Origin of the sequence: Calothrix anomala FACHB-343 (assembly GCF_014696435.1) — a bacterium.
GTDB classification, from domain to species: Bacteria; Cyanobacteriota; Cyanobacteriia; order Cyanobacteriales; family Nostocaceae; genus Aulosira; species Aulosira anomala_A.
Genome location: NZ_JACJQG010000005.1, coordinates 91,420 through 103,787, shown reverse-complemented (window position 1 = coordinate 103,787; position 12,368 = coordinate 91,420). Strand labels below are relative to the sequence as shown.

Annotated in this window: 14 protein-coding genes; 4 read left to right on the top strand and 10 right to left on the bottom strand. The window is 38.8% G+C overall.

Annotation, left to right across the window (positions count from 1 at the left end; genetic code table 11):
• The first annotated feature begins 3 nt into the window (after window positions 1-3).
• Window positions 4-462 (top strand): HmpF-related protein, encoded by a 459-nt coding sequence (locus H6G08_RS04030; RefSeq protein ID WP_190538996.1) that lies wholly within the window; start codon window positions 4-6, stop codon window positions 460-462.
• A gap of 142 nt (window positions 463-604) precedes the next feature.
• Here the strand turns inward: H6G08_RS04030 and H6G08_RS04025 are convergent, their stop codons facing one another.
• Window positions 605-928, bottom strand: a complete 324-nt coding sequence (locus H6G08_RS04025; protein WP_190538995.1) for a hypothetical protein — start codon at window positions 926-928, stop codon at window positions 605-607.
• A gap of 209 nt (window positions 929-1,137) precedes the next feature.
• On the opposite strand from H6G08_RS04025, the gene H6G08_RS04020 reads away from it, so the two are divergent.
• On the top strand, window positions 1,138-1,509 hold the full coding sequence (locus tag H6G08_RS04020) for a zinc ribbon domain-containing protein (protein ID WP_190538994.1): 372 nt from the start codon (window positions 1,138-1,140) through the stop codon (window positions 1,507-1,509).
• Window positions 1,510-1,656: 147 nt separating this feature from the next.
• Here the strand turns inward: H6G08_RS04020 and purT are convergent, their stop codons facing one another.
• The 8 genes from purT to H6G08_RS03980 form a co-directional block, all read right to left on the bottom strand.
• Complete coding sequence (purT, locus tag H6G08_RS04015; protein WP_190538993.1) at window positions 1,657-2,829, bottom strand: formate-dependent phosphoribosylglycinamide formyltransferase; 1,173 nt, start codon at window positions 2,827-2,829, stop codon at window positions 1,657-1,659.
• Window positions 2,830-2,853: 24 nt separating this feature from the next.
• On the bottom strand, window positions 2,854-3,351 hold the full coding sequence (locus H6G08_RS04010; protein WP_190538992.1) for a pentapeptide repeat-containing protein: 498 nt from the start codon (window positions 3,349-3,351) through the stop codon (window positions 2,854-2,856).
• Window positions 3,352-3,395: 44 nt separating this feature from the next.
• The gene (locus H6G08_RS04005) at window positions 3,396-3,638 is read right to left on the bottom strand and encodes an AbrB/MazE/SpoVT family DNA-binding domain-containing protein (protein ID WP_190538991.1); all 243 of its coding nucleotides are present in this window, start codon (window positions 3,636-3,638) and stop codon (window positions 3,396-3,398) included.
• Between the two features lie 186 nt (window positions 3,639-3,824).
• Window positions 3,825-4,139 (bottom strand): helix-turn-helix domain-containing protein, encoded by a 315-nt coding sequence (locus tag H6G08_RS04000; protein WP_190538990.1) that lies wholly within the window; start codon window positions 4,137-4,139, stop codon window positions 3,825-3,827.
• Between the two features lie 4 nt (window positions 4,140-4,143).
• Complete coding sequence (locus H6G08_RS03995) at window positions 4,144-4,485, bottom strand: type II toxin-antitoxin system RelE/ParE family toxin (RefSeq protein ID WP_190538989.1); 342 nt, start codon at window positions 4,483-4,485, stop codon at window positions 4,144-4,146.
• 83 nt (window positions 4,486-4,568) lie between these two features.
• A complete protein-coding gene (locus tag H6G08_RS03990; protein ID WP_190538988.1) occupies window positions 4,569-6,497 on the bottom strand; it encodes an ABC-F family ATP-binding cassette domain-containing protein in 1,929 nt (642 codons plus the stop codon).
• A 70-nt stretch (window positions 6,498-6,567) separates the two neighbouring features.
• Window positions 6,568-6,984, bottom strand: coding sequence for a DUF1824 family protein (locus tag H6G08_RS03985; protein ID WP_190538987.1), 417 nt, complete (start codon window positions 6,982-6,984; stop codon window positions 6,568-6,570).
• Between the two features lie 165 nt (window positions 6,985-7,149).
• Window positions 7,150-7,998, bottom strand: a complete 849-nt coding sequence (locus tag H6G08_RS03980; protein ID WP_190538986.1) for a prohibitin family protein — start codon at window positions 7,996-7,998, stop codon at window positions 7,150-7,152.
• Between the two features lie 207 nt (window positions 7,999-8,205).
• Between H6G08_RS03980 and H6G08_RS03975 the strand changes: the two genes are divergently transcribed.
• Together H6G08_RS03975 and ccmS are read left to right on the top strand one after the other, a co-directional pair.
• Entirely contained in the window at window positions 8,206-10,014 is a 1,809-nt protein-coding gene (locus H6G08_RS03975; protein ID WP_190538985.1) for an ABC transporter ATP-binding protein, read from the top strand.
• Window positions 10,015-10,079: 65 nt separating this feature from the next.
• Window positions 10,080-10,508 carry a beta-carboxysome assembly chaperone CcmS gene (ccmS, locus tag H6G08_RS03970; RefSeq protein WP_190538984.1) on the top strand — a complete coding sequence of 143 codons (429 nt, stop codon included), beginning with the start codon at window positions 10,080-10,082 and terminating at the stop codon, window positions 10,506-10,508.
• 64 nt (window positions 10,509-10,572) lie between these two features.
• On the opposite strand, the gene H6G08_RS03965 is transcribed toward ccmS, so the two are convergent.
• Window positions 10,573-12,309: a HEAT repeat domain-containing protein gene (locus H6G08_RS03965; RefSeq protein ID WP_190538983.1), complete on the bottom strand. Its 1,737-nt coding sequence runs from the start codon at window positions 12,307-12,309 to the stop codon at window positions 10,573-10,575.
• Window positions 12,310-12,368: the final 59 nt, after the last annotated feature.

Genomic DNA, 12,368 nt, shown 5'->3' with positions numbered 1-12,368 from the left:
GCCATGCGATATTTAGCCCAAGTACACAAAAACGAATTTTTAAAACAGTACGAATTGCGCTTATTAGCGCGAGAGGAAGCCGAGCATATTTGGTCAATTATCCCAGAAGAGGCGGTCATTCTTTTAGGTAAAGGTAACACCATGAGCGAAAGATTACTGGTGTTAGTAGAACTTTCCGCTACCGGAGACATCGAAAGATTAGAAGATGCTACCAACTGGGTACTACATTTAGTCCAAGCCTACCTATCTACAGGTGTTAGCCCAGATTTTTTACAACAAGAAGCAGAAAGAGCAGAACATTGGCGACAAACCTTGACTTTACAAAATCAAGATTTAGCCCGACGTTCTTTAGAATTAGAAGCTCGTCGCGAACAAATTCAAGCTTTAGAAGAAAGTGTAAAACGAGATAAAAGGGAGCCATGCGATTTTGTGGAATGTCCCTACAAAGATAGTGATAGCTAATTTTTAAACATGACAAAAAATTATTAAATTATTGCAGTCGTTCCCAGATAATTTAAAATTAAAACCAGCTTGACTAATTGTCAGCTTTTATTTTTTCTTGTTATTTTGGCTGATGTATTCACCAAATCACACAGGCTGTATTTTATTTTGACTTCTCTTCAAAATCTGCTAACGCACAAGCAAATTCTCGAAAAGAGGTTTTGATTAATACTTCTTTCATTCCCCTTTCTAAAGCCGAATCGCGGATTGTATCCGCTAATTCCACAAATAATAGAGAAATCATAAATCGGTCTTGACGATCGATTTGTTTTAAACAAGATGTGATAAATTCATACAACTCTGTTTTTCTAGGTTTAGTTTCTTCTTCCCACAATTGAAAAGCTAACCTCAAAGTTTTCAAGCGGATTTCACTAGTATTATAAGACGCATCTTTGTAGCGAATTGATACGCGCTGGGGCATTTCCATAAATTTTCACAGATAAACTCATTATAAAATCTTCTTCGGTTTTTATATTGACTCATCCGGAGAAATCATCTTATTAATAATCAGCGACTAGACCAAGGTTTTTATATTATTGAGTAGTAGAAAAACTATACATTTACGCAAAAATTCTTACTAAACTTTATCTCATAAATCGCTACAATCAGAATGTTTACTTAGTTGACGCTGAAGTTGTGGCTACTGTATCTTGTCCTCGCTGTCATCAACTCGTAGATAATCAGGCGGTTACTTGTCCTTATTGTCGCGTAACTCTCAAAGCTTATGGTCATCCGGGTATTCCCTTGCACCGTGCTGTTGGTAATGAGTATCTTTGTGATAGTTGTACTTATCATGCTGACGATACTTGCAATTTTCCCCAACGTCCCCACGCAAAAGATTGCACTCTTTACCAAAATATTGCGGAGAGTAAATTACAGTCACAACCGCAACTTCCTAATCAAAGTTTCGGTGTAACTGTGAAAAGTTGGATTCAACGCAATCAGGCGTTACTATTATTAATCGGGTTACTGTTTATTTGTTTATTGATTGCGCTTTCTACATCTTAAGGGTTTAGTCATTTGTCATTTGTCATTTGTCATTTGTCATTTGTCATTTGTCATTTGTCATTTGTCATTTGTCATTAGTTATTTTCCCTCCTTGTCTCCCTTGTCTCCCTTGTCTCCCTTGTCCTCTACTTTTAACTAGAGATGATATCAGCTAACTAATTTAATTTTACTGGCGGCGCTGGTGGCTTTTTCTCTTGCTTGTTGGACATCCGCACCTTTAGCTAAAGCTACTCCCATGCGGCGATAGGGATGGGATGTGGGTTTACCAAATAAGCGGATATCTACATCTGTTTCTGATAAAGCATCTGCAACACCTGTATAGGCGATTGAATCTGATTTTTCAGAAGCTAAAATCACCGCACTAGCTGAAGGTCCAAATTGTGTGATATTGGGAATTGGTAAGCCTAAAACTGCTCTTAAATGTAGTTCAAATTCATTGAGATTTTGAGAAATTAAAGTTACCATTCCCGTATCATGAGGTCTGGGAGAAAGTTCTGAGAAAATTACTTCATCTTTAGTGATGAAAAACTCTACACCAAAAATTCCCGCGCCACCCAAAGCATCGGTAACTTTTTTAGCTATTTCTTGAGCTTTTAATATTTTCTCTTCAGATATACCTGCTGGTTGCCAAGATTCTTGATAATCGCCTCTTTCTTGACGATGACCAATAGGAGAACAGAAAATAGTCGGTGCATTCCACTGTTTAATTGTCAATAAGGTAATCTCAATTTCAAAGTCAATAAATTCTTCGACAATTACCTTTTGAGTATCGCCACGAGAATTAGCGATCGCATAATTCCAAGCCTGTTCTACTTCATCTTTATTCTGTATGACTGATTGACCTTTTCCTGAAGAGGACATTACTGGTTTCAATACATTTGGAAAGCCAATTAAATCAGCAGCAACTATCAATTCTTCTAGGGAGTTAGCATAACCATATCTAGCTGTTCTAATGGCTAATTCTTGATTGGCTAAATCGCGTATTCTATCCCGATTCATGGTGTAATTTGTAGCCGCCGCCGTAGGAATAACTGTAATTCCTCGCTGCTCAAATTCTAAAAGTTTTTCGGTTCTAATTGCTTCAATTTCTGGTATAATTAAATCTGGTTGATGCTTAGTGACTATCGCTTCTAAATCATCACCACTGAGCATAGAAATCACTTCCGAGCAGTCAGCAACTTGCATCGCTGGCGCATTGGGATAGCGGTCAACAGCAATTACATAATTACCCAAGCGTTGAGCAGCAATGACAAACTCCTTGCCTAATTCTCCCGCACCCAATAGCATTATTTTTTTAGGTAATTTAATCGAATTATTCATCAATCTGCTTTTCTTATTTTACGTTTAATTATCATCTGCCGAAGTTATAAACCTAGCGCCACGTATTTGTAAATCTTTACGTTGCTGAGGGGTTAAACCCGTACCATTACCAAACTGACATTCATCTACAAGCGCACTCAACCAAATCGTCTCATTTAAGGTTGTGCCGCTTAAATTTGCATTTCGTAAATCGGCTCTGGTAAAATTGGCAAATAACAGGTCTGCATTGACTAAACTGCAACCTTGGAGATTTGCCCCTGATAAATTACCACGAATAAAATTAACTGATTCTAAGTTTAAACCAGATAAATCTGCGCCGCTCAAATTAGGAAATTTCAGCAGGCTGGGATTATTTAAAAATCGGCTAATACAGGTGATATTCGCTGCATTGAGCTTGATTTGAGTTAAAAAATTATACCGAGATATACCTAATTGCTGGAGAATTTCCAGTCTTTGTTGTGGAGTTTGTTCTAAAAAATAAATAGCGCGATCGCGTAACTCTTGAGTTGGGATATTGAGCATTTGTAAATAAAATTTAATGATATAAATTTTTTATAGATAGATTTTCACCAGGCTTCTTCTCCCACAGGTTCTCCCCAATCTACTTCATTATGCTGTTTGTCTGGGGTAGCATCTTTCAGCAATTCATTGAGTGTATACTTAGGTTTTGTCGGCGAGAGAATAATTTTATTTCCCTCTGTGGAAATAGCCACTAAGTCTCCTTGTTTTAATCCCATCTGCTGAATAATGGTTTGCGGGAGCCTGATTCCCAGAGAGTTACTCCAGATGCTAATTTTTTGGGTAATCATTGTTGAAAATTAAGATCTGATGTTTATACATTGAGTATATTGCCGATTGCTTGTGTTTGGATGCTAGTCTCGTGAAATAAAAAAAGCGATCGCAGAATTTGCCAACAAAGAAAGTAGTTTTTAAATTTCTAGATCTGCAGGATAATCGAGATCCCTGTAAACATGCCGATCTATCTAAAATTAAAACTATCCTACCTGTGCAATAACTTTGCCAATTTCTTGAGGGGTTGCACCTGTCGCTAACATTGCGCGAATCAAAAGTTCAATGGAAACGGAAGCGTCACAATTTTCAGCTTTAGCAATACGAGGCTGGCTTGAGTGCAATTTCTGGGCTAATTCTGTTTGAGTCATTAATTTTTGTCGTCGCTCTTTCAAATTACGGCTAAGTGCAAGTTTAATCTCAATAAGTGCAGCTTCTTCTTGTGTTAATTCCAAAAATTCGGAAACATTTCCCACTTTCCAGCCTTTTTCTTCTAAACGTTTTCTTTTAACTTCATCCATAATATTAATCCTGTATATCCTGCTCGTAGTGGCTCAGTCTTTTTTTGCTATTGTCGATTACGCTATTTGGTGTAGTTCTAGTTGTTTTATTAAAGACCTCAATAATTAAAATCGCATCGTCATCAACGCGGTAAATAATTCGCCAATTTTTACCTGTATCCCGAATCCGCAGTTCGTGACAATGAGTTCCAATACTAGGCATTGGTCTTGAATGTGGCAATCCCAGATTTTCACCTTGCTGTAAGCGCCTGAGTAATACTCCTGCTTCTATGCGTGCTTCTTGGCTAAAGGGAGGAGTTTTAATCTCGCCATGTAACCAGACTAAAGGTTTGTCGCTTGCGTCCATTTATAAAATATATCAAATTTGATATATTTTATGATTGCAGCAAACAAACTTGTTTAAGTAAGTTAGCAGAAAATTTTCATAACTTAAGAATCCATTTCAGCTAATTCTAACCACCGTTCAGTCGCCGTATCAATTGCTTGCTTTAAAGCTTCCACCTGCTCGTATAATTTTTGTACTTGGCTATAATTCCCCGGTGAAACATTTAATAAAGCTTTCTCAGCTTCGGATTTCTCATCCTCTAACTGAGCAATTTTACCTTCTAACTGTTCAAATTCTTTCCTTTCCCAATTTGACATTCTGCGTCGCTTTTTCGGTTCGGAATCTTGCGGTTTAGATGCAGGTTTTTCCGCCTCTACCTTATTAGACTTTTCCTTATTTGCAGCTTCTTGCTGTGCGGCTTCTTCAGCTTTTTTATAATCAAGGTAAACTGAGTAATTACCAGGATATTGACGCATAATTCCACCTTCTTCAAAGGCGAAAATCGTATCTACAGTTCTGTCTAAAAAATAGCGATCGTGGGAAACTACAATTACAGAACCGGAAAAGTCTTCTAAATAATCTTCGAGTACGGCTAATGTTTGCACATCTAAATCGTTAGTCGGTTCGTCTAAAATTAAGACATTAGGTACGCTCATGAGGACGCGCAACAAAAATAATCGCCGTTTTTCCCCACCAGATAATTTATGAATTGGCGCATATTGTTGATTACCCGGAAATAAAAATCGCTCCAACATTTGCGAAGCTGTAATTTTTGTTCCATCGGCTATTTGCACAAATTCGCCTTCTTCTTTGATGTAGTCAATCACGCGCTGATTTTCGTTTAAAGCTGTGAGCAATTCTTCGGAATGTTGGTCAAAATAACCGATATGAATTGTTGAGCCAATATCTACATTACCTGAATCTGGCTGCACTCTGCCAGTGATCATATCCATTAATGTGGATTTTCCGGCACCGTTACCACCAATAATGCCAATGCGGTCTTCAGGGCTAAATTCGTAGGTAAAATCTTTAATTAAGGTGCGTCCATTATAGGCTTTGGAAATGTTATTTATCTCAATAACTTTTTTACCAATGCGCCTACTAGCTGTAGAAATATCTACTTTACCCTGAGCTTGTTTAAACTCAGTTTGACGCATAGCTTGAATGCGCTCAATTCTCGCTTTTTGTTTGGTACTCCGCGCCTTGGGGCCTCGTTTGAGCCATTCTAATTCTCTTCGTAATACGCCTTGGTGTTTGCGTTGACTGCTAACAGCAGATTCTTCAGCTAAAGCTTTCTTTTCGAGGTAATATGAATAGTTACCTGAGTAAGTGTAAATATCACCTCGGTCAATTTCAATAATTCGATTGGTGACACGATCTAAAAAATAGCGATCGTGAGTAATTAAAAATAAAGCACCACGATAACGATTTAAATAACTTTGCAACCACTCTACAGACAGCGCATCTAGATGGTTTGTTGGCTCATCCATGAGTAAAACATCAGGTTCGGATAGCAAAGCTGTGGCTAAAGCAATCCGCTTTCTATAGCCTCCTGATAATGTACCAATCACCGTATCAAAATCAGAAATTCCTAATTTGGTGAGGATGATTTTGGCATTAGTTTCTAATTCCCATGAGCCAGTTGCATCCATTTTTTGCATTACTGCCGAAAGCCGGGACATTAACTGACTATCTTCGGGATAATGGGCTAATTTATCAGAAAGTTCTTCATATTCCCGCACTAAAGCCATGTGTTCGCCACTATCAGCAAAAATCTGCTCTAATACTGTGCGATTTTCGTCTAAATCTGGCTGCTGGGGGAGATAGATAACTTTAGAACCAGAGTTAACTAAAATTTGTCCGCTATCAACTGGTTCTAGTCCCGCAATCATTTTTAATAAAGTTGATTTACCAGAACCATTAGTACCAATTAAACCAACTTTATCAGTTGTATCTAAACTAAAGTTGGCATCTTTGAGAATTTCTTTGATGCCAAAATCTTTTTTAACTGATTGTAGGGTAATAACGCTCATAAAAGTTAGTAATTGGTCTTGAAAATTGATGTTCTAGGTAAGGTATCTACCCTACCTAGAAGCGCAAATTTTAGAGAAACAAATCCAGAGGTAAATGTCCATACATTTCGTTAATTCCTCCGGGATTGTGAGATTGGCAAGAAACTAAAACTCCGCGATGATGTCCGGAATAGGAATCGATATAACACAAACCGTTCTTGCCGTTTAATTTAATATAAACTGGCCCTTCAATGTCGGGTAAGTTGCTGGGAACTTCATAACCTAAAGCGTGGGTATAGGTTTTCATTGCTAGTTTACCTGCTTCGGCGGTATCAGCACAAATACCTAAAATTTGATAATCGGAAAGTTTGGCAATCAAAATTAAAGCTCGCCTCACGGAAGCTTTTTCTGATGGCTTGAGGATGGGAGCAATATCGAGACAAGTAAATTTATTGAGAACCTTTCTAGCGTCTTCAACTGTGAGATTGGGATGATTAGGAGTTGACATGAATGTAGTTGGTTGGAGTTTTGGATGACGATTGAGAATTTGCGGTTGAGATTGTTTACTATCCTAAGAGGATGTACTGCTTTTGGCTTGTCATTTTTGTTTTAGTTTCATGCTCTATGCTATTTGTGAATACAGACGCGATCAATCGTGTCTCTACTGACAAACTTAAGGCTGATTTTGATTATTACCCAGGTTAAAAATAAAAGGTACGCTGCTTTTGGCGTCGTTCCCCATAACTAAAACATTTGGCATTTGCGAACCACCAGCTTTCCAAGCTTCTATCGCTTCTTTTTGTAGCACTAATTGCCCACCTTGGGCTTTAAGGGTTTCTGCCAACAGCCTTTGCGCCTCTGCTTTACCTTTAGCGCGATTAATTTCTGCTTGTGCTTCTTGTTCTGCTTCTCGCGCTATGTACACTGCTCGTTGTGCCCTTTGTTCAGCGATTTGTTTTTCTTCCACTGCTCTGGCAAATTCTGGGGAAAAAGTCAAGTCAACTACACTAGTATCCAGTACGATTATCCCATATTTATCTAAGCGATCGCCTAAAGCGTTGTCAAAGTCTTCCTTTAATTCGCTACGCTTGGTAATTGCCTCTTCTACGGTTCTTTTTGCAGCTGCAATTTTAAATGCTTCTTGGGTTTGGGGTGCAATAATTTTTGAGACAATATTTTCTAGGGTACCTTGTTTTCTTCTCACATCTACTACCTGAATAGGATCTAGACGAAAGTTGATAGCAAATCGTGCCGATAAATTTTGCAAATCCTTAGTAGAACTCTCGGCGGGGACTTCAAATTTTTGTACTGTTAAATCGTATACATCAATTGCCGAAATAAACGGCGGTTTTAGGTGGATACCCTCCAGTAAGGCTCCATCTTTAGCTTTACCCAAGATACTAATCACTCCTGCTTGTCCTGGGTTAATAATGATAAAGGAATTTAGACTGATACTCACCAGTATGGCTAACACCACTCCTAAAATTGTAGTTTGCCAATTCGCAAATTGCTGATTTCTCAAATTGTTATCTCCTTATGATATTGGGCATGGGGCATTGGGCATGGGGCATTGGGCATTGGGCATTGGGAAATTCCTTAATTTTGAATTTTGAATTTTGAATTTTGAATTCTTTCCCCCCTGCTCCCTGCCCCCTGCCCCCTTGCCTAATCTCCCTCATCACCTTGTATAAATCGTGGTAATATCAATTGCACGCGACTGAGAGTAATTGTGGCTACAGCATCTAAATCTCATCAGGTATCAAGAAGGCGTAGACATTCTGTGCATCCCCTCCAGCGTCTATTAGACTATGGGCATCAGTATCGTAAACAAATTTGGCTAGCTATTGCTTGTTCTATCCTCAATAAGTTTTTTGATTTAGCACCACCGGCTTTAATTGGGGTAGCGGTGGATGTGGTAGTTAAGCAACAGGATTCTATTATTGCTCAATGGGGAGTAAAAGATGTCTTTGGACAATTTTTAATTATCTCCCTGCTGACGGTTATCATTTGGATACTAGAATCGGTTTTTGAATACGCATACGCTCGACTTTGGCGCAATTTAGCACAAAATATTCAGCATAACCTACGTCTGGATGCATATAAACATTTACAAGATTTGGAATTAGCTTATTTTGAGGAACGCAGTACTGGTGGTTTGATGTCGATCCTCAGTGATGATATCAACCAATTAGAGCGGTTTCTCGATGTGGGAGCTAATGACATTATCCAAGTAGCCACAACAGTTGTAATTATCGGTGGTGCTTTTTTTGTTTTGGCTCCTAGTGTAGCTTGGATGGCGATGTCACCGATGCCATTTATTCTCTGGGGTTCCTTTGCGTTTCAAAAGTTGCTAGCACCACGTTACGCCAATATACGGGAAAAGGTGGGTTACCTGAATGGGCGATTGGTGAATAATTTAAGCGGAATTACGACGATTAAAAGTTTCACCGCCGAAGATTATGAAAATTCTAGGGTAGCACAAGACAGTAATGCTTACAGGCAAAGTAACGCCAAAGCTATTCAACTATCTGCGGCGTTTGTACCTTTAATTCGGATGCTGATTTTGGTAGGGTTTACAGCTTTACTATTGTACGGCGGGATGGCGGCGGCGGCGGGTACTATGTCTGTAGGTACTTACAGCGTGTTGGTGTTTTTAATTCAGCGCTTGCTATGGCCTTTAACTAGATTAGGGGAAACCTTTGACCAATATCAACGGGCGATGGCTTCTACTAATCGCGTTATGGATTTACTAGATACACCAATCGCCATTCATCCGGGGAATATGGCTTTACCTGTGGAGACGGTGCGCGGTGAGGTGGAATTTAAAAATGTGACTTTTGCTTACAAAGATAGATTACCAGTGATTAAACATCTATCTTTGCAGATTCCTGCCGGACAAACGATCGCCATTGTCGGTTCTACAGGTTCGGGTAAAAGTACTTTAGTTAAACTTTTGTTGCGGCTGTATGAAATCAAAACTGGCAATATTACCTTAGATGGCATTGACTTACAAGATTTAAACTTGCGAGATTTACGCCGTTGTATTGGTTTAGTTAGTCAAGATGTATTTTTATTTCATGGCACGGTAGCCGAGAATATTGCTTACGGTACCTTTGAAGCGTCAGAAGAAGAAATTATTATGGCGGCGAAGGTAGCAGAAGCTCACGACTTTATTATGCACCTGCCTCAAGGTTATGAGACAATTGTTGGGGAAAGAGGACAAAAGTTATCTGGTGGACAAAGACAAAGAATTGCGATCGCGCGTGCAGTGTTAAAAAATCCCCCAATTTTGATTTTAGATGAAGCGACCTCGGCAGTAGATAATGAAACAGAAGCTGCTATTCAGCGATCGCTCGAACGAATTACAGTTAATAGAACCACAATTGCGATCGCTCATCGTCTTTCTACTATCCGCGATGCTAATTGCATTTATGTCATGGAACATGGAAAACTAGTAGAATCTGGAACCCACGATCAATTGCTACAGCAAGATAGCGTTTACGCTAGTCTCTGGCGTGTACAAAGTGGGTTGCGGTAAGTCAATAGTCAATAGTCAACAGTCAACAGACTCTAAGCTAATTAATTACGAATAACGAATTATTTATGTTTTTTGGTAGTAACCAAACGGAATCAGGCGATAGTAAATGGCGTAAAGAATTGGATAGATTTGTGAAAGCAAATCAACCAGAATTGGCGGCGCTGTTTTGGGGATTATGGTTAGAAAATGGTAATAGTCAAGGTACTATCGGGATTGATTTACAACCTGCGCCGCATTTTGTATATTGTCCTCAAGATGAGATAGAAAAATTAAATAGTCGAGTTGAAAATCGACTGCAAGAAATTATCGGAATTATTGAGAATCATAAACCAGAAGTAGAAGTGGTGATGATTGGGATTGGTAAGGGGGAAATTAAGTTAATTCAGTTTGCGCCAGAACCCGCACCACCTGTTTGTTTTGAGCAAGTTGGTAAGGATGTTGATGGGTTATTGGAATTGTTGGAACAAAGGATGAGGGAAGCGATTGTAATTTAACGCAAAGGTAAGCGCAGAGTATCGCAGAGGAAGATAAATAACTCTGCGCTTATTTTTTGGTTTATTAATTGTGCCAAGCTGTGTAGAAATCTGGATAGTTTAGATTATTGGCGCAATGCCAGATAATATGAAATACAGCATCGTAGCGATAAGAACTGTTCTTAGCAAACGGTTGGCTGAGGTATCCTTTTAAGGCTGTAATGACTTGCGGTAAATCTTCGGTGCGGAGGATTTTTGTCAAAACATCAGCTATATCCATTAAATAATCTTCATAGGATTGCTGATTTGTGGTTTGACTGTTGAAGCAGTTTTGATTGTCATCATCTGGCGTCAATGGTTGAATAAATTGGATGAGAGTAGAGATAACTTCATTCAATTTCTCTGGTAATATTTGGTTTGCTAGATGAAGTTGTTCTAAATTAAGAACTGTAGCAAATAGGATTGATTCATATTGACATAGATTGCTTTTTCGTATTTGGGATAAAGTAGCGATCGCAGTTGGATTAGTCAAGTCAATTTTCAAGAGATTTTGGTTAGCAGATATCCGCACCCACTCACTTTGAGTACTCGAAATTAGTTGAGATAACTTGTTAATTGCGAAGATATTACCAGGGATTAATTCTCCTAAATAAGCAGCATATTGGCAACAAATAGACTCATCCTCAGTAGTTTCAATTATTTGCAATAAAGTAGGGATGGCTATTTCATTACCAGGATTAATTTTACCTAAAGTACGGGCTACATCGCATAATAGATAATCATTTTTCGTAGTATAAATCAATTCGATTAATGCTGCAATTACCGCTTGATTTCCTTCATGTAGACTGGTATGAACCTCCAGCAATCTCTCAGTTGATACACATGCAATATATCTGGCATAATCTACATGTTCTGAAAATTTGGCGATATTTTTAATTGAATCGCATAGAGCATCAATACCTACTTGATTAGCTGGTTCAATTTCGAGTAAATACACAGCCGCACATTCTCTAAGAAATGCACTTGCAGAATTTTCCAGAAGATAAATTAAAGCCTGGATTACAGCAGCATTACCGGGATCGAGTTGCCAAAGTACCTTAGCTGCATCTAAACAAATTCTATCGCCTTGGTTGATTTGCAAGAATTTGACGAGAGATGCAATCGCAGTTTGATTACCGACAGCGATTTTTCCTAAAGTTGCGATCGCCTCCCAGCAATTATACTTATTTGGCGTTGTCTCCATAATTTGAATTACAGCTGCGATGGCACTTTCACCACTAACAGCTATTTTCTCCTGATTCGGAAGCGAATGTAGTAGCGCCAAAGCTGCTAATGCACTTTTATTACCCGGATCGAATTGTGCTAATTTCTCTGCTGCTCGGCGCAGAATTGTGCGACTTTCAGTAGTATGAACCAAATCAACAAAGGCGGCAATTACTCGTTTTCTACCGGTTAATTCCAGGGTTGTTCTAGCTGCTTTTACTAAAGGTTTTGGAACTATTTGCCAATCTCGCTTATCCTGACGAAAATAGCCATAACTCCATTTCAGCAGTTGTGCAACAATTACATCCCCTAAACTGCATTCTGGGAAGTATGCTAAAGCCTCAGCCGCTATAAAGTAAGCGCGGTAACGATAAAAATCGCTGCAATTATCATCAAAATCGATTAAAGCCTGAATAAATGCTTCTTTTTGCGCCTTAGCTACATCCTCTCGCCTAAACCATTGGAGAATTTTGGTTTTCCAGCTTGGCTCAAAGATGCGGTAATTATCTTGATTTAGAAAAGTGCGTTCGCAGTTAAAGAAATATTGCCAATCATGCATAGCCTCCTATCCACTTTACAGCGTGGTACGAAAGGGACTTGAATTGAATCTTGCTATAT